The sequence below is a fragment of the Sinomonas soli genome (genome assembly GCF_054782415.1).
Genome location: NZ_BAAGSN010000030.1, coordinates 2,129 through 24,347, shown reverse-complemented (window position 1 = coordinate 24,347; position 22,219 = coordinate 2,129). Strand labels below are relative to the sequence as shown.

Below are 22,219 nucleotides of genomic sequence, written 5' to 3'. Positions count from 1 at the left end.
CACATTCATGAGCAACCCGACCCTTGCCGGCCTCGACGGCCTCGTCGACACCGAGAACGGCTTCATCAGCCGCGAGCTCTTCGTCGACTCCGAGCTCTACAAGGAGGAGCTCGACAAGGTCTTCACCCGCGCCTGGCTGATGGTCGGCCACGAGAGCCAGATCCCCAGGAACGGCGACTTCTTCACCTCCCGCATGGGCGACGAGTCGGTCATCATGTGCCGCGACAAGGCCGGCAAGATCCAGGTCTTCCTCAACTCGTGCCGCCACCGGGGCATGAAGGTCTGCCGCTACGAGTCGGGCAACACCTCGCTCTTCACATGCCCGTACCACTCGTGGACCTACACGACCGATGGCAAGCTCCAGGGCGTCCCCCAATACCGGAGCCTCTACGAGGGCCAGCTCGACCGCGAGAAGAGCGGCCTCGTCTCGGTCGCCAAGCTCGAGAACTACAAGGGCACCATCTGGGCCACCTGGGACAAGGACGCCCCCGACTTCGTCACCTACCTCGGCGATGCGAAGGTCCACCTCGACCAGGCTCTCGACTGCCGCGACGGCCGCGAGGGCGGCTCCGAGGTGATCGGCGTCCACAAGTGGATCCTTCCGGCCAACTGGAAGTTCGCGGCGGAGAACTTCCTCGGCGACACGTACCACAACCCCAGCCACCGCTCCGTGGACCTCATCGGCATCGGCCCCAGCGCCGCCGCTGGCAAGAAGGGCCGCCGCGACAACGAGATGGAGAAGGCCCAGCACATCTGGGTGAGCTTCCCAGAAGGCCACGGCGTCCACTCGGCCGTCCAGCCGAGCGAGAACGAGTACATGGAGTCGTTCCTCGACAACCCCGTGCTGGAGGAGTACTTCCGCCACTGCTACGAGGAGCGCAAGATCCGCCTCGGCGAGCACTCCCGACTCCTGCCGTTCGTCGGCGCGATCTTCCCGAACACCTCGTACCACGGCCGGCAGCCGCGAGGCCTCTGCGCGTGGCACCCCCAGTCCCCCACGAGCACCGAGGCCTGGCGCTTCTTCCTCGTTGACAAGGACGCTCCCAACGAGGTCAAGGACTACCTGCGCCGCTACTACATGCGCTACTCGGGCCCGGCGGGCATGACCGAGCAGGACGACATGGAGAACTGGCTCTACGCGACCCAGGCCAGCACCGGGACCGTCGCGCGCCGCTACCCGTTCAACTACCAGCAGTCGCTCGGCGCAGATATCCCCAGCTACGAGGGCTACTCCGGCAGTACGACCCTCCAGCCAACAGAACAGATGGCGAGGGGCTACTACCGCACGTGGAAGAACTACATGAACGGCGCCAGCTGGGACGTCCTGCTCGGGAAGACGGACGCGTGACGGCGTCCAAGGTCGTCATCGTCGCCGGCGGGACGTCGGGGATCGGGCGCGAGATGACGCTGGGCCTCGCCGAGGCGGGGCACCGTGTCGTCGCGTTCGGCGTCAGCGCCGGCGCCGTCGCGGGCACGGTCGCGGAGGCGCGGGACCGCGGCGTGAGCGTGGACGCGCTCAGCGGCGACATCTCCGATGCGAAGGAGGTGGCCGCTGTCGTCAATTTCGCGACCGCGAAGCACGGCCGGATCGACGCTCTCGTGAACAACGCGGCCATCGGCCCGCTCGGAACGGTCCTCGACACGGACGAGGAGCTGTTCGACCGGATTGTCGCGATCAACCTCAAGGGAACGTACCTGACGTCCCGCGCCGTCCTGCCGCACCTCATCGAGGGCGGCGGCGGATCGATCGTGAACATCGGCTCCGGCTCGGGGTGGGGCAAGCCGAACATGGCCGCCTACTCAGCGAGCAAGGGAGGCGTGTTCGCCCTCTCGGCCGCGATGGCCTACGACTTCTTCCACGACCGGGTGCGGGTCAACACCGTCGTCCCGGGCGGCGGAGGAATCGTCTCCGGGATCTCGCTGGGCCGCGTGGGCGACGACGCGTCGAAGCTCGGGAAGGGCGCCCCGGGGTCCGTGGCAGGCCGCCCGATCAACGGAAGAGACATGGCCAATACAGTCGCGTTCCTGGTGAGCGACGCGGCCGAGGCGATCTCGGGCACAGTCATTGATGTGGGCTGCTTCTCTCACCAGGGCGGCCCGGTGGCAAGGAAGAAGGATTCATGAGCACGCAGGAGACCACCGTCGAAGAAGAGCGGCCCGAAGCGCCGTCCCAGCCCGGCCTGGTCCGGGACGACGCGTTCTACCGCCTCAAGGCCGAGATCGAGGACTTCCTCTACACCGAGGCCGACCTCATCGACAACCGCCAGTTCAAGGAATGGCTCGACCTCCTCGACGAGGACCTCGTCTACTTCATGCCGATCCGGCGCAACGTCAAGTTCGGGCAGCATTCCGAGCGGGAGAACACGGTGTCCGGCCAGGGCATCAGCTGGTTCGACGAGGACAAGTGGACCCTCAACAAGCGCGTCGAACAAATCCTCACGGGCGTGCACTACGCCGAAGAGCCGCTCTCACGGGTGTGCCACATGATCTCGAACGTCCAGATCCTCGCAGTCCGCGACAACGAGGCGGGCCAGCGCGAGGTCGACGTACGGTCGCGCTTCCTCGTCTACCAGAACCGCGTCGAGTACGAAACGTACCTCTTCGTGGGCAAGCGCAACGACACGCTGCGCCTCACGGATGCCGGATGGAAGGTCGCCCGCCGCGAGATCATCCTCGACCAGAACGTCCTGCTGGCGAAGAACCTCACGACGTTCTTCTAGACGCCATCCACTAAAGCCCAGCAGCCAAGGACTCATCAATGATTAATGTGATTGCCCTCGAGGCCGGCGCCCGCATCGAGCTCGTGGGCGGCATCAAGGCCACCGTCGTGGAGAACATGGGCGACGGCCAGTGGATCGAGGCCCGCCTGGACGGGGAGGACAGCGCCGAGCTGACCCACTCCGAGGACATCGCGCGGATCCTGCAGGACTGACCAGGAGGAAACCATGCTGCGCTTCGACAACATGCCCAGTGACTTCAACCCGATGTTCCTGTTCCTCGGCTACCGCGACGACCTCCTCGCGCTCACCAAGGTGTTGCAGGACTTCGAGACCAACCCGGTTGCCATCGACGTCCGCGAGGCGATCCCCGACTCCGGTGGCCGCTCGCAGCTGACCATCGTCCCCGGCGAGGGGACGGACGCCCCCTACGGGCTGCGACCCACCTCCGAGGAGAACCACTTCACGTGGACGCTCAACGCGTGGCAGGCCGGCCAGGTCGCGCTCCGCATCGAGGCACTCACGCCAGAGGAGCTCAAATCCGGGAACGACATCATCGAGCTCGGGCTCGAGGGCGAGATCCCTGTGAAAATTTCCCGCGGGGAGTTCACGGACAACTTCCTCACCCCCAAGCACCACCTCGACCCGGACTACCGCCCGGAGCCCGGCGGGGAAGCCTAGGTGTTGCGGGTCATGAGGTTGCTGACGCCTGGGTGCGGGTGTAGCTGAACGAGGACGGGTCTTCCACGGCAGGATGAGTAATCGCCAAAGAACTCGCCTGACCGAAGGAAGACCCGTCTATGACCCACGGTAACGCTCCGCTGTCCCTCGAGGGGCGCCGGCGCCTGGTGAAGCGCTGCCAGGACCGACCGATCGCCCACGTCGCCGCGGAGATGGGCATCTCCCGCGCTTGCGCCTCCACGTGGGTCAACCGCTACCGCAGGCACGGCGAGCTGGGCCTGCAGGACAGGCCCTCGGTGCCCAGGCGCCAGCCCACCGCGACCCCGGCCGAAGTCGTGGTCCGGATCGAGGCGCTGCGCCGGGAGAGGAAGTGGTCTGCGGCCCGCATCGCCCACGAGCTCGGCAACGAGGGCATCCGCATCAGCACCCGCACCGTGTCCCGGCACCTGGCCCATCTGGGACTGAACCGGCGCCGCTTCATCGACCCCAACGGCGAGTCCAACCGGGAACCGAAGCGGATCCACGCCCGCTGGCCCGGGCACATGGTCCACGTGGACGTGAAGAAGGTCGGCCGGATCCCCGACGGCGGCGGCCACCGGGTCCGCGGCCGCGGCAGCGCCCAGGCCAAGGCCGCCGAGCGGGCCAAGGCCAAGGGAGCCCGGGCCGGCTACGTCTACCTCCACTCCGCCGTGGACGGCCACACCCGACTGGCCTACACCGAGGCCCTGCCGGACGAGAGGGCCGCCACCGCGATCGGGTTCGTCACCCGGGCCAAGGCCTTCTTCGCCGCGCACGGGATCACCTGGATCCACCGCATCGTCACCGACAATGGCTCCTGCTACCGCGCCCACGACTTCGCCCACGTCCTCCAGGGCGCCCGGCACCAGCGCATCACCCCGTACACGCCACGGCACAACGGGAAGGTGGAGCGCTACAACCGGATCCTGGCAGAGGAGTTCGTCTACGCCCGCGAATGGACCTCAGAACACCAGCGCACCGAAGCCCTGGCGGTCTGGAACGTCCACTACAACTAATCCGAAAATGGGTGACCCGGTGCCGGTGACCACGGCGCGACGGGCGGGACGGATGAGGCGATCCGGGCTTCGTCTCAGGTAGCGGTTCAGGCAGCGGCGGGTTCCAGCGTCACGCGGTAGCCCAGGCTCTGGAGCTCGCGGACGTGGGTGCGGACCCTGCGGCCGGCGTTGATGTGGGCTTCGAAGAACCCGGGTCCCAAGTCCACGAACCGCGTGTCGGGATCGTTGAGCAGCTGCCAGATGATGACCAGGATGGACCTGCCGACGGCGACGACGGCGCGTTTCGCACCTCGTCGGCGGGCGATGCGCCGGTAGCGTTCGCCCAGGAACGTCTTGGTTCGGCTCGCTGCCACGGCTGCCTCGCCGAGGGCTCTGGCAAGGTAGGGGTTTCCGTGCCCGGTGGCGGATCCGCCCTTCTTCCGGCCGGCCGACTCCAGGATGCCCGGGGCGAACTTCGCCCAGGACGCCAGGTGGGCCGGGGTGGGGAACCGGGTCATGTCCAGGCCGATCTCGGCGATGATGGCCTGTGCGCCCGTCGCCGCGATCCCCGGGATCTCATCGAGCCGGTCCACCGCTGCCTGGAACGGCGACACATGGGCGTCGATCCGCTCCTGCAGGACCGCCAGATCAGAGGTGATCCCGTCGATCCGGGCGAGCATCCGCGAGAGCAGGAACCCGTGGTGCTCGGTGAACCTGCCGGTGAACGCCTCGCGGAGGAGTGCCGCCTTCTTGCGCATCGTGCCCAGCGCGAGCTCGGCCAGGATACCGGGATCGCGTTCGCCCTGGATCAGCGCGGACAGCATTGCCCGCCCGGACTTGCCGAACACGTCGCTGACCACGACGGAGACTTTGATCTGGGCGTCTTCCAACAGCTTCTCCACGCGGAGCTTCTCAGCGGTCCGTGCCGCGACCAGGTCGACCCGGTATCTGGTCAGATCCCGCAGTTCCCGGATCGGTGCCGGTGGCACGAAACTGGGCCGCAGCATCTGCCGTTCGGCGACCTTGCACAGCCAGACCGCGTCCAACCGGTCCGTCTTGGGCCTGCCCGGCAGATGCTTGACGTCTTTGGCGTTGACCAGCCATGTCTCGAACCGGTCTTCCAGCAAGTAGAAGGGCGCCCGCCAGTAGTCCGACGTCGCCTCCATCACCACCCGCGTCACACCCAGCTCGGCCAGCCAGTCCGCGAGCTCGAGCAACGAACGCGACATCGTCGAGAAGGTCCGCACCTCCTGGACGCGGCGGCCGCGGGCAGTGGCCCCAGGCACCCTGACGCAGCACACCGCCTCAGCCTTGCCGATGTCCAACGCAGCGACCCGAGCAATGATCTCCGCTTCCTCTTGATCGACATCCACTGTCGGCACCTCCTCCACCGCACCACCGGGCAAGAACGTGGCCGCCCGTGGGAGCTGCAGGGAAGGACGAATCTAATCCTCGTGCTCTAAGCAACATGAACCGGCCCAGGAACTCAGCTCCCCGCGCCCGACTATCATCCGGCCTCTGGAACCAACTTGTAACGACGTCAACGGGCGGCCGCAGGGCAATTTTCACCCCGATCCGGCCGGCTCTCCAGAGACACCTCCGACTACCATCGACCACATACTGCCGTCGGAAACCGGCCACCAGCAACCAAGGCACGCGCCGGCGTCACCAACGTCATGGCCTCATACAGCTAGACGCCCGCCCACTCGCTCCTTTCCTCGAAGAGCATCCGCACGGCGTCGCTGGAGCGGTGCGCCCACGGGGTCGTGGAGACGTACCCGATCAGCAGGACGGCGAGCCCCGAAGCCGCGACCACCCACCACAACAGGTGGGCATCGCCGGTGAAGGACGGGCCGATCACATCACTCGTGCCGGCGCCGGTCAGCGTCCCGGCCAGAGCGACGCCGATCGACGCGCCCGCCTGGCGGCTCGTTGAAGCGACGCCAGCGGCCACGCCGGCCTGGGACATCGGCATGCCCCCGACGGCCGCGGTGGTGATGGGAGCGTTCACGGTCCCGAAGCCGAGGCCGAAGAGCACGTAGGAGACGAGCAGGACGGCGTACGGCGTGTCGGCCCGCAGGAACGTGAGGCTGATCCCGCTCGCGCACAGCAGGCCGCCCGCGATCATGAGCGAGGGCCGAGTACCGAAACGACCCACCATACGCCCCGAGTTGAGCGAGGCGGCCAGTGTGCAAGCCGCGAGGGGAAGCATATAGAGCCCGGTGACGAACGGCGAGTAGCCCCGAATCTGCTGCAGGTAGAGCGCGTTGACGAAGAGGAAGGCGGCGTAGGCCCCGAACGCGAGGACGGCGACGAGGGTCGCCGAGGAGAACGGCACTGAGCGGAAGAACCGAACGTCGAGGAAGGGCTCCTTCAGTCGGCGCTCGTAGCCGATGAGCCCCGCCACCGCTGCGGCCGCGGCCACGATGAGCGCCACAATGACCGGCGAGCCCCAGCCCTGGCCGGGCCCCTCGATGAGGGCATAGACCAGCGAGGCGAGACCGACGATGACGAGGACCTGCCCTACGGGGTCGATCCCGCGGGCACGAGGTGACTTCGACTCCGGCACGAACAGCGCGGTCAGCACGACCGCAAGGGCGGCGATCGGCACGTTGACCCAGAAGATCGAGCGCCACCCGGCATGCTCGGTGAGATACCCGCCGACCAGCGGCCCGAAGGCCTGCGAAACGCCGACGACGGCGCCCCAGAAGCCGACCGCCCGCGCCCGTTCTCGGCGCTCGGTGAAGATGTTGGTGATGATCGACATCGCGACGGGGTTGAGCATCGAGCCGCCGATGCCCTGCAGGATCCGGAACAGGATGAGCAGGTGGATCGTCGGCGCCAGGCTGCACAGGAGCGAGGCGAGGCCGAAGGTCACGAGTCCGGCTTGGAAGACGCGCCTCCGGCCTATCCGGTCCGCGGCGGAGCCGGCGAGGAGCAGGAAGCTGGCGATCGCCACGGTGTAGCCGTCGATCGTCCACTGCAGCGTCGAGACGGTCGTGTCCAGCTCGCGCCGGATCGAGGGAAGCGCCACGTTCACGACAGTGGCGTCCAGGGAGACGATGAGCAGGCTCATGCAGCAGATGGCGAGCACGAGCCCCTTGCGCGGGTGGTCGGTCATGACGGTCCTGCCGAGCGATACATAGTTAGCAATCCTAACAAAATCCGACGGTGGCGGTTGATTTGCTGCCCGCTGGTGGATACGAAAATTGTTTCCACGTCTCCGAGCCCTCCGACGGCTCCGACGGGCGTCTGGCCGAGGGCTAGTGGCTCCACTTTCTAGGGGTGTGCGAGAGCGCCTCGAGAATGGGGGTGGCCTGCGTTAGGGCTTCTCGGTCTTCCTGACTCAGTTCGGCCAGAATCCGGGCTAGCCATGCGTCCCGCTGGTTTTGGTCTTTGAGCAGGTGCTCGCATCCCTTGTCGGTGATAGATACCACTACTGCCCTGCCGTCACGTGTGTGCGGCGTTCGACTCACACAACCCATTAGTTCGAGCTTGTTGATTGTTCTGGTCATGCTGGGAGGCCGAACGTGCTCGTGGGCTGCAAGCTCCGTGATCGTCAGTGGCCCCTGGCGCTCCAGGGCACTGAGCACTGCCATCGAAGCCATGGAAAGCCGATTCTCGGGGTGTCGCTCAGCGACCAGTCTCCGACGGAGCCGCGCTACACCCATGCGCAGCTCGGATGCGAGTTGCGGGTCAAGTCCTTTTGAGTGGTGTATCTGATCCTGTGGTCCTTCGGGGTCGGGGTTATGCGGTGAGGGCGTGGAGGTCGGGCTCGGTCGCCTCCTCGGGGCTGGGCTCGCCGACGCGGCAGGCGGCGGCGAGGGCGTCGAGTCCGAGGTAGCGGCGCTGCTCGGCCCATTCGTCGTGCTGCTCGGCCAGGACGGCGCCGACGAGGCGGATGACCGAGCCCCGGTCGGGGAAGATCCCCACGACGTCGGTGCGACGGCGGATCTCCCGATTGAGCCGCTCGTTGGGGTTATTCGACCAGAGCTGGCGCCAGATGGACTTCGGGAACGCGGTGAAGGCCAGGATCTCCTCGCGGGCGGCCTCGAGGTGGGCGAAGGACCTCGGCAGCTTGTGCTCGAGGGCGGCAAGGACGCGGTCGAACTGGGCGTGCACGGCCTCGGCGTCGGGCTGGTCGAAGACCGTGCCGAGCAGGGTCTTCACCCACGGCCAGGAGCTCTTCGGGGTCACCGCCATCAGGTTCGCGGCGTAGTGGGTGCGGCACCGCTGCCAGGCGGCGCCGGGCAGCGTCGCCCCCGTCGCGGCGACCAGACCGGCGTGGGCGTCGGAGGTGACCAGCTTGACCCCGGTCAGGCCCCGGGCGACGAGGTCGCGGAAGAACCCCAGCCAGCCGGCTCCGTCCTCGGCGGAGCTGACCTGCAGGCCAAGGACTTCGCGGTAGCCCTCGGCGTTGACCCCCGTGGCGACCAGGACCGCGACCCACCTTGACCACACGCCCGCCCTCGCGCACCCGCATGGTCAGCGCGTCCGCGGCGACGAAAATGTATGGGCCCGCATCCAGGGGCCGGGTGCGGAAGGCCTCGACCTGAGCGTCGAGGTCCTTGGCCATCTCCGAGACCTGAGACTTGGACAGGCCGGTGATCCCGAGGGTCTGGACGAGTTTCTCCATCCGCCTCGTGGAGACGCCCAGGAGGTAGCAGTTGGCCACCACGGTGGTCAGGGCTGCCTCGGCACGGCGGCGCCGCTCCAGCAGCCAGTCCGGGAAGTACGACCCGGCCCGCAGCTTCGGGATCGCGACGTCGATGGTGCCGGCGCGGGTGTCGAAGTCACGGTGCCGGTACCCGTTGCGCCGGTTCACGCGCTCCGGGCTGGCGGTGCCGTAGGAGGCTCCGCAGACCGCGTCGGCGTCTGCGGAGAGCAGTGCGTTGACGAACGTCCTCATCATCTCCCGCAGCAGGTCCGGAGAGGCCTGGGCCAGATGCTCTTCGAGGAAACGGGCAGGATCGATACTGTTGGGTGCGACGGTCATCGCGGCAGTCCTTTCGAGTCGAGGTAGAAGACTTCTCGAAGGATCACGCGGTGACCGTCCTCGTCCTACGACGACACGCTCACCGGGAGCCGTACACCACTCTGCCGGACGCTACCGAGTTGCGCGTCCCTCCCCGCAGGCTCGCTCGTCATCCTAAGCGTTTCGGTCGGACGGTCTCCAACCCCGCCGTCTTCCCGGGCATCCCCCTTTTCGGTTCTGCCTCCTTCCACCACCCGAATACAAGGATCAGCCGCCGGAAAAGCCTCACCAGATGCACAGTTGGGGACACGTGGCCGGATCATCGGCGTGGACGGGTCTGCATCAGACCAGAGTGCTTTCGAGGGTCTCAGGTGCGAATAGTTCTTCGGGTCTGATCTCGCGGCCCGCGAGCCCCTGACGGTACGAATATCGCAAAAATGCTTCCAGCGTCTCGACGTTGCGCTCAAGGCCGTAGGGCCAGTAGTCTTCGCCGAGAATTGACTGAGTGCGTTCGACCTCGTCCAATAACCATGGCAGCATGAAGCGGAGTGTGGCCGTTTCTGCAAAGTTCTGGGTGGCTAGCCGCTTCGATTCGACGAATGCATCGTACAGCGAACGGGCCAGCCAACGGTTCTTCTCATACACATCCCGTCGGAGAACAACCACGTGCATGATCGGGAAAATCCGGGTGCGTCGAAAGTAGTCGATCTCCGCGGGGCCGGGAGGACTGAACAGGCGGCGTACGCGCCCGTCGCCAGTGCTGAAGCTTCTGGGAGCCCGCGGTGTGTACACAGCGTCGATTTCTCCCGCTGCCAGCATCTCAGATAACGTCTCACCTGTTCCGATAGGAATAACGCGCAGGCCCTCCGGCATGTCAAGCTTCAGTTTCTCCGGCCGCCCAGGATCGTGCAGCCCTCCGGTGCGATAAGTCACCGAGTCCAGCGGGACGCCGTATTCCTCCTCCAGAATGCCGCGGATCCAAACATTCGCGGTCAACTGGTACTCGGCTATTCCGACCTGCTTGCCAAGCAGGTCCTGCGGCGCCTCGACCCCGGAGAGGGCTGAGACGTATATGCCGCCGTGGCGGAAGAACCGCGAGGGGAAAACGGGAATGGCCACGAATGGCGCGTCGCGGGTGAGACTCACGACGTAGCTGGAAAGGGACATCTCTGCTGCATCAAACTCCCGGAACCGGGCCATGCGAAAGAAGGTTTCCTCCACCTGCTGAGGCAGATATGTCAGATCTACCCCCGCCGGTACCACGCGCCCATCTCGCAGCGCCTCAGTCCGGTCATAGCGCTCGCATGCGAGGGTGAGCGGCACATTCATTGTGATCCTCCGTGAAGATGGTTGGGGCAGAGTGCTCTACGAAAGGTCCGCCCCGAGAACAAGGGTGACTTGATGGTCACTGGCACTGTGCCCGCGGGCTCGCGGACGGCCGAGGTCGACGTAGTCGTGCAGACTGACGCCGTCGGGTACCACCAAGTCGACCCGACCGCAGAGCTCCTCGGGGAGGATTCGTCCCAGGTTCCTGGCCGGGTCGGCGTCTAGCACCAGGTACAGGGGTGATCGGGCGGCGATCCGGTCCACCAGGGTTTGGCAAGCGCTTCCACGAGCACACGCAGTCGTGGATAGTCGGGCTCGCCGGTCCAGCGCAGCGCGACGAGCAGGTCCTCGGTCGGCGGGCGCCCGAAGCGGTGCAAGTGTTGGGCGAGGGCCTCCGAGACCGCACTGGGGCCGATGGATTCGCCCAGTTTGATGTCGGGGCTGACGACGGGGAGGTTTCGGCGTGCCAGGGTCCGTTTAGGATCTGAGACGTGCGAGCTGATCCTGCTGAGCTGGACCTTGTATCCGGATGCTCGCAGCCCTGACGCCCGGGTCCGTGCTGAAGCGGGCAAGAGCGGACAAGACAGACGTCCATTGAGCGCAGCTGTTGCGATGGGTCGGCCGAGTGCGGGCCCGAGGTCGCCGAAGGTCGGTTGTGGGCTGTGTCCTTCTCACGGGCAAACTTCTTCGCGATCAAATCCGATTTAGGTGCGTCCTTGGCCATCCATCCTCCACCCACGCTGCTGGTCCAATGGTAATACCCATCGAACTCATGTCAACGGGCTGGGCGGCAGCGCAGCTGCGGACTGCATTGGGGCGCCGTAGGGCGTGTTGCTAAGGCTGGTGTTGAGCCATGCGAGTAATGCGACGAGGGTGATTGCGGCGAAGTGCCGAACCCGCCATGGTCACCACCGACAGCCCGATGGCGACGATCGTCGCCACCCCTTGCGACGCCTGGAGCAGACGACGGCGGTCGAGCCGGTCCGCGTGCGCCCCGCCTATCGGGCTCAGCGCCACGAGTGCGATCGCCTGCGCGCGGCTCCGACGAGCCCCGTCTCGGCGAGCGATCCGGACAGGGCGTAGACTTGGTAGAGATTCGCGGCGAGGGTGCCCCGAGTGCCGACCTGCGACAGGACCACTCAGAACCAGCAGAGGTGGAAATCCCGATTCCCCAGGATGGGAGAAACTCTCATATCTGGACGATCACGCCGAGTTCACCGCGGACGGATGTTCCAGATCGCGATGACCCACCGGGCGATGCATTGCACTCGCGGGACGTTCGACCTCGACCGAGACGAGCCGCTCTTCAACCGCCTCTGTCCGCGGCCGGCCGGACCGGGGAGCAGGATGCAACCGGCCCGCGCTCGAGCGACTCGCGGCTCTGTTCGGCTAGTCCCAGCTGGGAGTGCGCATCTTCGCGACGGGCGAAGACCTCCGGATCGATGCCGCGCCCGACCTCTGGTTCCCCGGCCTGGCGAGGGCCGCCCGCGGCGTTCACCACGGGGCCTTGATGGACGGCCCGGAAGGGCCCATCGCCCGGATCGTCCCCGGCGCCCGTCGCTGCGCGACCCCGTGGCGACCGTCGAGTCCAGCGCCGAGGCAGTGCTGCGGGTCCGCGACATCCTACCGGGCCTGCAGGCTGAAGGTGCGCACCGCGCGGTGCATGAGGTGCGCTTTGCGGAACTGGGCCTGACGGCGGCTCAGCGCCCGTATCGCGTCGACCCCCTCGCCGACAGGCTCGCCGGCGCCGAGGGATTCGCGGGCTCGGTCGTCAATGACGTCGAAGAGCCCGACGGGCGCCCGTACGACATCGACTATGGCCAGCAGCACGACGAAGAGGCGATGCTCTCCTACGCCGTCGGATGCCGCGCGTGCCCTCAAGGAAGCGGCGGAGGGCGGGTGGAACCGTATCTCGTTACCTTCGATCCGGACGGCGCGGGCTATCTCGGATCAGCCTGCGAGCCGGCGATGTATCACGTCATCGCCGACAAGCGGGACCTTCCAAGGGCACTGGCCGAGATCTGCGTCTCGATTCGCGGACGCCGCTGAGCCAGAGGTCCGAGCTCAAGAGAGACCGCTTCACCTCTCGCAGGAGGCAAAGGTTGCGCGTAGGCGTAGGACGCGTCATGCGCCGTCTCCGCAACCCCTCAGCCGAGGGGGGGCGCGGACGGCGCCGTGAAGTTATTGGAACTCCTCGTCCTGCTCCGCCCGGACCGCGAGGGTGATTTTCGCCCACCGAAATCGCTCCGCACGAACACGCTTCCAGGCGATCGCTGGAGTCGTTCGCACCGCCCTCGGGAACCACAACCAGAGCTGATGTCCGGACATCGTGGAGGTGCTCGAGGAGTACTTCGATGCCGGCGAGATTCAGCACTGACCTGAGCGATCCCGCTGTTGACCAGGCTGGCAGGCGTGATCTGAGTGAGACGTCCCGAGCTCGGCGTCCCAGCGGCCCGAGATCATGTAGCATTTCATTAGGCCCTTGTGTCTCGGAGGCCTATGGTTTTTCTCGGATTGCCAATCCGTTTGATCGACGGCCGACAGGAACGGGGGCACGATGGCCACCAACACTCCGGAATTGTTCCTGCCCGTCAACGTCGACCGAGCCTCGCAGATCATTGTCGACCAGATAAAGGCGCTCATTCGCGACGGGAGGCTGCAGCCGGGGGACCGGCTGCCGAGCGAGCGAGAGTTGTGCCAACGGTTCGGCGTGAGTCGAGTGACCGTTCGGGAGGCGCTGCGAGTTCTTGAGACCAACGGGCTGGTGACGATTCGCGTGGGCTCCCACGGCGGCGCCTTCCTCACCAGCCCCTCCGCAGAGCGGCTCGGCGAAGGGCTGGCCGACCTCATCTCGCTCGCCTCCCTCACAGCGGCCAACGTCATCGAAGCGCGCTTCATCGTCGAACTCGGCACACTGCCCCTGGCGGTCGAGCGCGCGACCGATGAGGACATTGCAGCGCTTTTCGCAATGGTCAAGGAGGCGGACGGCGCTCTCGAGGCGGGCACCTACACCCCGGAGCTCTCGGCTTCTTTTCACATTCGAATCGCGGAATGCACGCACAACCCAGCCATCGAGATGCTCATGCAGAGCTTCAACGGCCCAATGCGGATGTCCATCGAGGAGTCGCACATATCCGCGCCAATGAGCCGCCAAGGCATCGACGAACACCGTGAGCTCGCTGAGGCGATCAAGCGGCGCGATCCCGCAGCCGCCCGCAAGGTCATGATCGAGCATCTTGGTAGGACGGCCGAGCGCGTGCGCACGCCCTGACGCCGGCGACGTGCGTGCCCAGCGGTATGCACCACCTTGCTTGGCCTAACCATTGACCTTTTCCCGGGAAGAATCAGAGGATCAATGGTTCAGGTATTTAGGAGGGGTCTGTGTCGACGAAGACTACGACCCAGACAAGCCAGTGCCACGTGCAGAAGTCCCGTGAGAACTTCATCCGGGGCTGGGTGCCAACCATCGCACCGTGATCCGCTCGAGGACGTCGAGCTGAAGGGCACGCTGCGAGGCAGCCGGGTGGGTGTCTATATGGGCGAGGACGGCGATAATTCGACCCGTTCGATGGATGCCTTGCTCCACGGGGTCGGCCCCGGGGCGATCACCACCATCCACCGCCACTCTTGGGATGCCATGATCTGGGGCATCTGGGGCATCTGGGGCATCTGGGGCATCTGGGGCGAGGGCTGGATCGAGATCGACGGCGACCATGTGAAGATCGCCGCCGGCGACTCGGTGCACATCCCGGCCTGGGCTTGGCGCCGGTCGGGCAGCGACAACGGGGAGACGCTCCGGTACGCGGCCTTCTCGAGTGAGCCGTTGGTTGCCACGATGGACATGTCTGTCCTCGAGGACCGCGGCCACGAGCCGCTCCGAGACGCTCCCAGGCCACCCCGCATACACGAAGGCCGATGGCGTCCAGGGCGACGACGCGTACGCGCGCCGCCTCGGCAAGGAGCAGGACAAGCGCCGCAGCGGTCGCCTGCACACCGATTGGGACGAGCTCGAGATGCTCAACACCCCGGGCGGCACGCGTACGACCTCTCCTCGATCGGGCGATCGGCTACGAGGCCTCCGGCATCACGATGGCCATGTTCGAGATCGGCGAAAGGCCGCGGCCAGTCAATGCACCGCCACCCGGGCGAGGCTTGGCTGTACGTCGTCGACGGCGAGGGCCACTCACACCTCGGCACCGAGCCTGAGGCGGCGAGAACCACCCGTGGAAGAAGGGCGACCTTATCATGGTCGACCTCTACCTCTGGCACCAGCACTTCAACGACTCGGCGGAGGACACGGCCCGCGTCGTGCGTATTCCGCGCTTCTCTTGGACCACCACGACACCCATGGGAGCCGATGATAGTGCCTGCAGGGACGAAGGAGCGGCGCAGCACTCCTCGTCCTTCGGCAGGGGCGGCCCCTGACGAACCTGTCGGGAGCCCCCACGGGCTCCTCGTGCTGGCGGGCCCTCCCGGCACCGGCAAGACCACGCTCGCACAGGGCCACGCGCAGGCGGCGGCCCTGAAAGTTGCCAAGCGGGGCGCGACGACGCTCGTGGAGGTCAATCGCACGAGTGCCCCAGCGACATGCTCGGCGAGAGCCAGCGCGCTGTGTCGAGGCTCTTCCTGGACACCGTGCCCGAGATCGCCGCTAGACGCCCTCACACCACCGGTCTGATCGACGAGGTCGAAGCCCTGGCGGTCCGACGCAGCAGTGCCTCCTTCGAGACGAACCCGGTTGACGTGCATCGCGCGACGGACGCGGTGCTCGCGGGGCTCGACCCGCTCCGCGCCCAGGGCCCGCATCTCGTTCTCGTGGTGACGACGAACTTCCTCGAAGCGGTGAACGAGGCAGTTCTCTCGCGTGCCGACCTCGTGCTCGCGACCACCCTTCCTGACGTCGAGACGATCGAACGGATCGTGCATGAGCTCAGCGGGCAGTGGCCGGCTCTTATGCCTTTCGCCGAGGATCAAGGTCACGGAGACGGAGATCTCGCCAAGCTGCTTCTCGGGCTGGATGGGCGTCGGGCCCGCAAGGCAGTACTGGCGGCGCTTGCGATCCGAACCGACGTCGCACTCGACCCTACCCTGCTGGCGAGCGAAGATATGCGCGAAGCGGCGCGCTGGATGGCCGCTGGCGGCGAGTTCTGAGGGAGGGCCAACCGCCGGTCCGCTCATGCCGATCCGGCCATCCGACAGGCTTGGGGCCATCCCCCTTCAGGAATGGCCCCAGGGTCTGTGTCGTAGGGACGCGGACGTTGATCACTCGCCGTTATCCCGTCCTCTGCTACGCCCGGCTCCGGCCACATTTCAGATCTGGCCGCAGTTATGGCATCGCGACCCGCAAGCCTCGATCGAGGGCGGATCGGAGTGCCGTCAAGATCGGGAATGGACACCCGGGAGCCACCTCCTTGTGGGAGTGGTCCCGGGCCCGATCCCGGCCTTGTTCTGGGGAGAGGCGCGCCTACAACTCCTAGCTTCCCGAGTTCGGCCCGAAGACCGAGGTGGCAAAACTCGTGTCGAGCAGCTTGTTTAGGTTGAGGCTGCTGACCCCCTTGACCGAGGATAGGCTCTGCTGCGCGGCCTTCAGCTCGTCCACGGTCGGAGTCGGGTTGGAGGGCACAACATCCTTGGCGTAGTACTGCCAGGTCTGCTCCAGCGCCTTCTGGTCTGAGACGCCAAGGTGCTGCTTGATCAGCCCCAGGCAGTACTGTTCGTCGTTCCGCTCCCGTTGGATCGCCTGCTTCAGGGCGGTCATGAACTTGGTGACTGTGCTCGAATTCGACTTGATGAAATCGGCCGTCGAGGCAATCCCGACGTTGATCCCGGGCTGCTTCTGCTGGGCCAGGTCGATCAGGCTGTGGAAGCCAGCGGCTTGGAACTTCGAGGAGGCTGGCGGGTGCGAAACTGCTGCGTCTATAGTCCCGGCGAGCAGGGCGTTGTTGACGTTCGTCGTCGAGCCAAGCGGGATCAGGGTGACATCGGACACGGAAAGACCCAGCAGCCTCAGCGCCTGCAGTGTGGCGATGTAGATCGAGCCGCTTTTGGACGTGATGCCGATCTTCTTGCCCTTCAACCCGGCAGCGTCGGTCGCTTTGGTCCACAGCTCATAGGGCAGCACGGGGGTGAGCGTGGCGAGGACCTTCACGTTGGCGCCGGACGCGGCACCGGATATGATCTCCGAGCCGCCGATGGAGGCGAGCTGGGTCTGGCCGGAAATTAGCGCAGGGAAGCCCTGGTCGCTCGAGACGCTCTTCAAGTTGACTGTGAGCCCCTGATCCTTGAAGTAGCCGGCATCTTCGGCGATCCACAAGGGCAGCTCGTCGGCCACTACCTCGCTGTAGCTCACAGTTAGGTTCGGGGTGCTGCTGCTCGCGCTGCTCCCACCGCCACATGCTGCCAAGGACGAGCCGAGCGCCAGTACAACAACCACCCCGATCCCCTTGGCGAATCGTCTGACATTCATAAGCAGGTACCACTCTTTCGGATCGGCAGGACGGAATTTTGGAAACTGCATCAGTGGGAGCTCGGTCGCCACGCGGCGAAATGGTTTTCAAGCCGGCGCAGCAGCGCGGTGAGGGACATGCCTGCGAACGCGAAGATGAACAGCCCCGCGAAGACCTGCGCGGTCTGGAACTGCTGGCCGGCAGTGCTCATCATGAGGCCGATGCCGTGGTCGGCGCCGGAGAGCTCGGCGACGAAGACACCGATAAGCGCTTGGCCGACGGCGAGCCTGAGCCCGCCTGCAATGAACGGAACGGTTCCAGGCAAGGCCACGGTCGTGAAGAGCTGCAGATCGCTCGCGCCGAAGCACTTGGCCACGCGTACGGACCCCTGGTCGAGCGCCTTCACTCCCTGCGCGGCGTTGATCAGGATGGGGAACAGCGCCATGAGGAATACGATCGCGACCTTCGAGGAGTTGCCGAGCCCCAGCCAGATGATTAGCAGCGGCGTCAGTGCGATTCGTGGTGTCGCATAGAGGAAGTTGATGAAGGGATTCAGCGCATACGACAAGCGCCGGTACCATCCGACGAGCAGGCCCAGTGGAAGGCCGATGACCGTGGCGATCAGCAGGCCCAGGAGCAGTTCCTCAGCACTGGTCCCCAGGTCGACCCAGATTGAGCCGCTGCTGAACAGGTCGACGAATGCCTTGACGACATCGATAGGCCCCGGAAGGATGATGGCCGGCTTGATGCGTGCCAGTGCGACGAGCTCCCAGATCACGATGGCTGAGACCACCGCCACTGTGCCGATCAGCCCCTCCTGACCGATTCGGCGAACTCCGCGCGCGGTGCGGGGGCTGGCACTAGACTGGCTGGCCTTGCGGTCCACAGCCGACGCCCTAGCGGCTGTGGAAGAGGGTGCGCTCATCGGTCTTCGCCTCCCTTCTGCTGAGCACGCGCTTCGGCAATCGCGCTGTAGAGCGAAGAGGCGATCTCCTCGCACAATGCCGCGAACTCCGGCGTTCGCCGGATCTCCTGGTCTCTCGGCCGCTCCCACGGGATCGCGAACTCCTTGACGATTCGGCCCGGGCGCGGCCCGAACACGCACACGCGGTCTGCGAGGAAGGCGGCTTCCGAAATGTCGTGTGTGACGAAGACGGCGGTGACCTCCTTGGCCGCGCAGATCCGCAGGAGTTCTCCTTGCATGACCTCGCGGGTCTGCGCATCGATGGCGGCAAATGGCTCGTCGAGGAGCAGGAGCTCAGGATCGACTGCAAGTGCGCGCGCGAGGTTGACCCGCGCCTGCATTCCGCCCGACAGCTGCGCCGGGTACTGGTGCGCCACGTCGGCCAGTCCCACGAGGTCGAGAAGCTCGGAAGCCCGAGCGCGCGCCTCCGCCTTCGGCATCGACTTAGACAGCTCGAGTCCGTAGGTCACGTTCTTGAGGACCGACCGCCACGGCAGCAGATTGGGCTGCTGGAAGACCATGGCACGGTCGGGACCAGGGCCAGGGATGTCCCGTCCATCGAGCCGGAGAGAGCCCCCGGCTATCGGCACGAATCCGGCGATCGCATTGAGGAGAGTTGTCTTGCCGCAGCCTGAAGGACCGACGAGACAGACGAAGTCGCCACGTTCCAGCGCGAGGTCACAGTCTTCGACCGCCCTGGTCACCTCGGTGGAACCCGGTTTGGGGTAGTCGATGACGACTCCACCCGCCGCAAGGTGCCCCTTCTCCGACCGGTCATGCCGCGGGTCGGGCCGGTCTTGGGCTGAGCCCGCGAACGTCTTCGTCCGGCCAGTGGTATTTAGCATGACCAACACCATAGGAAGAATTGTTAGTCCAAGGCAACCCCTTTCGTGAGTCGCCTCACAAGGACCCCCCAGATCTCGGGGAAATCTCTTCCGGAGGGACGTGCGATTCAAGTCTCGCCACGATGCCGTCCGAGCGATATGGTTCAATGGACTAACCAAGGAGATCGCATGATTGCACCCACCGGAACACTGATCGTCGGCGCCAGCCAGGCAGGGCTGCAACTGGCCACCTCGCTGCGCGAGTACGGCGACACCGAACCCATCACGCTCGCAGGCGCCGAAGCAACTCCGCCATACCAGCGTCCTGCCCTGTCAAAGGCCTACCTTGCCGGCAGAGTCACGGCGGACTCGCTCGGCTTCAGATCGCTCGAGTGGTACGCCGACAAACAGATCGAGCTCCGACTATCGACGCGTATCGAGCGCATCACGCTCGATACGGCAGGCGGCGGAACCGGTGTCGCAACCACCCAGACTGGGGAATCGATCCCCTTCTCGCGGCTCGCTCTGACTGTGGGCGGGCGGCCCCGCAGGCTCCCGGTTCCCGGCTCGGATCGCCGCGGCGTCTGCTACCTCCGCGACCTCAACCAGGCGAACGAGCTGCGCACGCGGTTGGAAGCGGCGGCGAACGTCGTCGTGATCGGCGGCGGCTTCATCGGCCTCGAGGCCGCCTCGGCCGCGACTGCGGCGGGCAAGAACGTAACGGTAGTCGACGTAGCCGACCGGCTTCTGGGCCGCGCTGTCGCCCCGGTCGTCTCCGAGTTCTACCTCCGCGCCCACAGGCGACGCGGCACCAAGGTCCTCCTCCAGACCGGCGTGGACTCCTTCGAGGGCGAGGATGACGGCGAGCAGGGTGCCGTCACCGGAGTGCGCCTCGCCGGCGGCCGAGTGCTGCCAGCCGACGTCGTGCTGGTCGGCATCGGCCTCGAAGCGCGCACCGAGCTGGCCCAACAGCTCGGCCTCGAGACCGACCGCGGCATCGTAGTGGACACCGCAGCCCGCACAAGCAACCCCTCTATTGTCGCCGCCGGCGACTGCACGACCCTCCCCCACCCTCTCACCGGTCGGGGACGACACAGGATCGAATCGGTGCAGAACGCCATCGCCCAGGCCCAGATCGCGGCTGCGACGCTCCTCGGCCGCCCGCTCGGGGCCGCCGCCGTGCCTTGGTTCTGGTCTGACCAGGGTAATCTCAAGCTCCAGATCGCAGGGCTCTCGATCGGGTACGACAACGTCGTGGTGCGCGGCGAGCCGGACACCGAGCAGTTTTCGGTCCTCTACTACTCCGAGGGTCGCCTCATCGCAATCGATGCCATCAACGCGACACGCGACTATATGTTCGTTCGCAAGGCGCTCACCGATGGCGTCTCGGTCCCGCCCGAACTCGCTTCGGATACCAGCCGCCCGTTGAAGGAACTGGCTGCCGTCACCGTCTAGAGAGCCCCGTGCCGGAGCAGTGTGACGCAACAAGCTCCGGCACGAGACACTCATCCCGCCCAGGACGGCCGCGGTCCCAGGATCTATCGAGCGCACCTCCTCGAGCGCACGGCCCGCGTCCGCCAGCGCGTACTCGACCACCGCGTCGTAGCCGTAGTACTGGCCCTAGTCGAGATTGAACGGACGGCCGTCGGAGACGGTCAACATCAGTTGGGGCCGGATGTCGCTCAAGACGGCGGGTCAGGTGGCGGATAGCCGGCGCCACGCGCGTCGTATGGTCGGGCCGCACCCCCTCAGGCGATGCAGGGCTGCGGCGGAACGCATCTCGTCAAGATCCTTCACGGCACTGATGCGGCAGTCCGCGCCATAGATCCCGTAGTGGTCGCCGACCCGTTCGAGCGTCTCCGACAAGAGCGAAACGGCGTCGCGCTGGAGATCGAGGATGCGGGTGTTCCCGCGAGCCCTTCCCGGCTCCGCCGCTCGGCGGTCGACGAACTCGGGTTGATGGGGGTGCACACTGAGAATGCACTGAAGACCTCCTAGGGCGGTTCGACGCCGGTCTTCAGATCGATCATCGTATCGAGGCGCGTCCAGGTCGAGGTCATCGCGGTAGGGCTGACCCATTGCGAGAGCGCGCCCGCGGTATCCATGCGCTCGAGCTGGCGCCCAAGTCCGGACAGCAGATGGCCGTAGCGGGCGAGGGTCCGCCGATGACCAACGGCCGAACGGGCCGACCGCGGCTCACGCACGCGGACCAGACACCAGTCCCGCCGATAGTGGCCGGCTACCTGGTCCCACTCGGGGTAGAGGAACTCGCCTCTGCCCGTCTGTCGATCGCCACGGAATTCCCCGGCGTTCTCGCCACCGAATTCCCCAGTGCCTGTTGTGATAGTAGCCCTCGGCCCGGGCGTCGTCAGGAGGCCTGGGAGGAAGGCTCGGCCAGTCCAGGATCCGATCGCCTGTCGATAGGCCGTTTCATTGGGCGGCGGGGCGTCGGCGTGCCCGGTAGGAGCCGGTCTGGATGGTGATCTGGTGGGCGTTGTTCACGAGCCGGTCGAGGAGGGACTCGGCGACGACCTGGTTCGGGAACAGGGGGTACCACTCTTCGGGGGCGCGGTTGGTGGTGACGACGATCGATCGGGCGGGGCGCTCGTTGACGATCTCGTAGAGGTCGTCGCCCTGGGCCGGGGTGAACTCGCGCATGGCGAAGTCGTCCAGGATCAGCAGGTCGGGCTTGGTGTAGGCGCGCAGGCGATGGGCCCAGCTCCCGTCGGCGTGGCCGCCGGCGAGGTCGGCCAGGACCCGGGAGGTGGCGGCGAACCGGACGGTGTGCCCGGCCCGGATGGCCTGGTGCCCGAACGCGGTGGCGATGTGGGTCTTGCCGGAGCCGACGGGACCGCTGATGATCACGTGCTGGCCGGTGCGGACCCATTCTGTGTTGGCGAGGTCGCGGATGCGGGCGGCGGGGATGCCGGGGTCGGCGGTGAAGTCGAAGTTCTCGATCCGCCCGTCTGTCTCGAACTTCGCGGCCCTGGTGCGCCGCTCCAATGCCGTGGAGTCGCGGCGGTTGATCTCGTCCAGGCACAGGGCCTGGAGGAAGTCCAAGAACCCGAGCTGGCCCTCGGCGGCCTGGGCGAGCCGGTTCTCGAGGGAGTCGAGCATCCCGGAGAGGCGCAGGGCGCGCAGGGAGGCGGCGAGCTGGGTGCGGTCGGCTCCCGCGGGACCCGGAAGCCCGGGCGCGGTGCTGGTCGTGGTGGTCATGGTGCTCCTGTCTTCGTCGGTGGGGGGCGCACGCGTTCCCTCCTGTGGTCGGCGCCG

The 22,219-nt window shown here is 66.3% G+C and carries 19 protein-coding genes and 2 pseudogenes; 11 read left to right on the top strand and 10 right to left on the bottom strand.

Going from position 1 to position 22,219, the window contains the following annotated elements; translation table 11 throughout:
* Positions 1-7: 7 nt before the first annotated feature.
* The 6 genes and pseudogenes from ACYVKZ_RS20400 to ACYVKZ_RS20375 all read left to right on the top strand — a co-directional run.
* Complete coding sequence (locus ACYVKZ_RS20400) at positions 8-1,348, top strand: aromatic ring-hydroxylating oxygenase subunit alpha (RefSeq protein ID WP_460994256.1); 1,341 nt, start codon at positions 8-10, stop codon at positions 1,346-1,348.
* Positions 1,345-2,124, top strand: a complete 780-nt coding sequence (locus ACYVKZ_RS20395) for an SDR family NAD(P)-dependent oxidoreductase (RefSeq protein ID WP_460994254.1) — start codon at positions 1,345-1,347, stop codon at positions 2,122-2,124. Before ACYVKZ_RS20400 ends, ACYVKZ_RS20395 begins: the two co-directional genes overlap by 4 nt.
* On the top strand, positions 2,121-2,720 hold the full coding sequence (locus ACYVKZ_RS20390) for a 3-phenylpropionate/cinnamic acid dioxygenase subunit beta (protein ID WP_460994252.1): 600 nt from the start codon (positions 2,121-2,123) through the stop codon (positions 2,718-2,720). Before ACYVKZ_RS20395 ends, ACYVKZ_RS20390 begins: the two co-directional genes overlap by 4 nt.
* A gap of 38 nt (positions 2,721-2,758) precedes the next feature.
* The gene (locus ACYVKZ_RS20385) at positions 2,759-2,932 is read left to right on the top strand and encodes a hypothetical protein (RefSeq protein WP_460994250.1); all 174 of its coding nucleotides are present in this window, start codon (positions 2,759-2,761) and stop codon (positions 2,930-2,932) included.
* A 13-nt stretch (positions 2,933-2,945) separates the two neighbouring features.
* Entirely contained in the window at positions 2,946-3,398 is a 453-nt protein-coding gene (locus tag ACYVKZ_RS20380; protein WP_460994248.1) for a hypothetical protein, read from the top strand.
* A 119-nt stretch (positions 3,399-3,517) separates the two neighbouring features.
* Positions 3,518-4,429 (top strand): annotated as a pseudogene (locus ACYVKZ_RS20375) (IS481 family transposase); the annotation flags it as partial.
* 89 nt (positions 4,430-4,518) lie between these two features.
* Here the strand turns inward: ACYVKZ_RS20375 and ACYVKZ_RS20370 are convergent.
* From ACYVKZ_RS20370 to ACYVKZ_RS20350, 5 genes and pseudogenes are all read right to left on the bottom strand, one after another.
* The gene (locus tag ACYVKZ_RS20370) at positions 4,519-5,802 is read right to left on the bottom strand and encodes an IS110 family RNA-guided transposase (RefSeq protein ID WP_460994246.1); all 1,284 of its coding nucleotides are present in this window, start codon (positions 5,800-5,802) and stop codon (positions 4,519-4,521) included.
* Between the two features lie 299 nt (positions 5,803-6,101).
* A complete protein-coding gene (locus ACYVKZ_RS20365; RefSeq protein ID WP_460994244.1) occupies positions 6,102-7,532 on the bottom strand; it encodes an MFS transporter in 1,431 nt (476 codons plus the stop codon).
* 142 nt (positions 7,533-7,674) lie between these two features.
* Positions 7,675-8,082 carry a MarR family winged helix-turn-helix transcriptional regulator gene (locus ACYVKZ_RS20360; protein ID WP_460994242.1) on the bottom strand — a complete coding sequence of 136 codons (408 nt, stop codon included), beginning with the start codon at positions 8,080-8,082 and terminating at the stop codon, positions 7,675-7,677.
* Between the two features lie 76 nt (positions 8,083-8,158).
* Positions 8,159-9,407 (bottom strand): annotated as a pseudogene (locus tag ACYVKZ_RS20355) (IS256 family transposase).
* 321 nt (positions 9,408-9,728) lie between these two features.
* Positions 9,729-10,715 (bottom strand): substrate-binding domain-containing protein, encoded by a 987-nt coding sequence (locus tag ACYVKZ_RS20350; RefSeq protein WP_460994240.1) that lies wholly within the window; start codon positions 10,713-10,715, stop codon positions 9,729-9,731.
* A gap of 72 nt (positions 10,716-10,787) precedes the next feature.
* Between ACYVKZ_RS20350 and ACYVKZ_RS20345 the strand changes: the two genes are divergently transcribed.
* From ACYVKZ_RS20345 to ACYVKZ_RS20335, 3 genes are all read left to right on the top strand, one after another.
* On the top strand, positions 10,788-10,937 hold the full coding sequence (locus tag ACYVKZ_RS20345) for a hypothetical protein (RefSeq protein ID WP_460994238.1): 150 nt from the start codon (positions 10,788-10,790) through the stop codon (positions 10,935-10,937).
* Between the two features lie 1,347 nt (positions 10,938-12,284).
* Positions 12,285-12,761 carry a hypothetical protein gene (locus ACYVKZ_RS20340; RefSeq protein WP_460994236.1) on the top strand — a complete coding sequence of 159 codons (477 nt, stop codon included), beginning with the start codon at positions 12,285-12,287 and terminating at the stop codon, positions 12,759-12,761.
* A 508-nt stretch (positions 12,762-13,269) separates the two neighbouring features.
* Positions 13,270-13,983, top strand: coding sequence for a FadR/GntR family transcriptional regulator (locus tag ACYVKZ_RS20335; protein WP_460994234.1), 714 nt, complete (start codon positions 13,270-13,272; stop codon positions 13,981-13,983).
* Between the two features lie 260 nt (positions 13,984-14,243).
* Here ACYVKZ_RS20335 and ACYVKZ_RS20330 read toward each other — a convergent pair whose 3' ends face one another.
* Positions 14,244-14,555, bottom strand: a complete 312-nt coding sequence (locus ACYVKZ_RS20330) for a hypothetical protein (RefSeq protein WP_460994232.1) — start codon at positions 14,553-14,555, stop codon at positions 14,244-14,246.
* A gap of 744 nt (positions 14,556-15,299) precedes the next feature.
* Between ACYVKZ_RS20330 and ACYVKZ_RS20325 the strand changes: the two genes are divergently transcribed.
* Positions 15,300-15,863: an AAA family ATPase gene (locus ACYVKZ_RS20325; protein WP_460994230.1), complete on the top strand. Its 564-nt coding sequence runs from the start codon at positions 15,300-15,302 to the stop codon at positions 15,861-15,863.
* 322 nt (positions 15,864-16,185) lie between these two features.
* Here the strand turns inward: ACYVKZ_RS20325 and ACYVKZ_RS20320 are convergent, their stop codons facing one another.
* Genes ACYVKZ_RS20320 through ACYVKZ_RS20310 form a run of 3 tightly spaced genes read right to left on the bottom strand, consistent with a single transcriptional unit; the run spans position 16,186 to position 18,979 of the window.
* On the bottom strand, positions 16,186-17,250 hold the full coding sequence (locus tag ACYVKZ_RS20320) for an ABC transporter substrate-binding protein (RefSeq protein WP_460994228.1): 1,065 nt from the start codon (positions 17,248-17,250) through the stop codon (positions 16,186-16,188).
* Positions 17,229-18,044: an ABC transporter permease gene (locus ACYVKZ_RS20315; RefSeq protein WP_460994226.1), complete on the bottom strand. Its 816-nt coding sequence runs from the start codon at positions 18,042-18,044 to the stop codon at positions 17,229-17,231. The genes ACYVKZ_RS20320 and ACYVKZ_RS20315 overlap by 22 nt, the downstream gene beginning before the upstream one ends.
* Before the next feature lie 35 nt (positions 18,045-18,079).
* Positions 18,080-18,979, bottom strand: coding sequence for an ABC transporter ATP-binding protein (locus ACYVKZ_RS20310; protein WP_460994224.1), 900 nt, complete (start codon positions 18,977-18,979; stop codon positions 18,080-18,082).
* Positions 18,980-19,135: 156 nt separating this feature from the next.
* Between ACYVKZ_RS20310 and ACYVKZ_RS20305 the strand changes: the two genes are divergently transcribed.
* Positions 19,136-20,401: an NAD(P)/FAD-dependent oxidoreductase gene (locus ACYVKZ_RS20305; protein WP_460994222.1), complete on the top strand. Its 1,266-nt coding sequence runs from the start codon at positions 19,136-19,138 to the stop codon at positions 20,399-20,401.
* Between the two features lie 975 nt (positions 20,402-21,376).
* On the opposite strand, the gene istB is transcribed toward ACYVKZ_RS20305, so the two are convergent.
* Positions 21,377-22,162 (bottom strand): IS21-like element helper ATPase IstB, encoded by a 786-nt coding sequence (gene istB, locus ACYVKZ_RS20300; protein WP_460994220.1) that lies wholly within the window; start codon positions 22,160-22,162, stop codon positions 21,377-21,379.
* Between the last annotated feature and the right edge of the window lie 57 nt (positions 22,163-22,219).

Bases quoted from the DNA above. Each gene is read 5' to 3' on its own strand.
- ACYVKZ_RS20400 (WP_460994256.1), top strand. From the start codon at position 8: ATGAGCAACCCGACCCTTGCCGGCCTCGACGGCCTCGTCGACACCGAG.
- ACYVKZ_RS20390 (WP_460994252.1), top strand. From the start codon at position 2,121: ATGAGCACGCAGGAGACCACCGTCGAAGAAGAGCGGCCCGAAGCGCCG.
- ACYVKZ_RS20385 (WP_460994250.1), top strand. From the start codon at position 2,759: ATGATTAATGTGATTGCCCTCGAGGCCGGCGCCCGCATCGAGCTCGTG.
- ACYVKZ_RS20380 (WP_460994248.1), top strand. From the start codon at position 2,946: ATGCTGCGCTTCGACAACATGCCCAGTGACTTCAACCCGATGTTCCTG.
- ACYVKZ_RS20365 (WP_460994244.1), bottom strand. From the start codon at position 7,532: ATGACCGACCACCCGCGCAAGGGGCTCGTGCTCGCCATCTGCTGCATG.
- ACYVKZ_RS20360 (WP_460994242.1), bottom strand. From the start codon at position 8,082: ATGGGTGTAGCGCGGCTCCGTCGGAGACTGGTCGCTGAGCGACACCCC.
- ACYVKZ_RS20350 (WP_460994240.1), bottom strand. From the start codon at position 10,715: ATGAATGTGCCGCTCACCCTCGCATGCGAGCGCTATGACCGGACTGAG.
- ACYVKZ_RS20345 (WP_460994238.1), top strand. From the start codon at position 10,788: ATGGTCACTGGCACTGTGCCCGCGGGCTCGCGGACGGCCGAGGTCGAC.
- ACYVKZ_RS20335 (WP_460994234.1), top strand. From the start codon at position 13,270: ATGGCCACCAACACTCCGGAATTGTTCCTGCCCGTCAACGTCGACCGA.
- ACYVKZ_RS20330 (WP_460994232.1), bottom strand. From the start codon at position 14,555: ATGTCCATCGTGGCAACCAACGGCTCACTCGAGAAGGCCGCGTACCGG.
- ACYVKZ_RS20325 (WP_460994230.1), top strand. From the start codon at position 15,300: ATGCTCGGCGAGAGCCAGCGCGCTGTGTCGAGGCTCTTCCTGGACACC.
- ACYVKZ_RS20310 (WP_460994224.1), bottom strand. From the start codon at position 18,979: ATGGTGTTGGTCATGCTAAATACCACTGGCCGGACGAAGACGTTCGCG.
- ACYVKZ_RS20305 (WP_460994222.1), top strand. From the start codon at position 19,136: ATGATTGCACCCACCGGAACACTGATCGTCGGCGCCAGCCAGGCAGGG.
- istB (WP_460994220.1), bottom strand. From the start codon at position 22,162: ATGACCACCACGACCAGCACCGCGCCCGGGCTTCCGGGTCCCGCGGGA.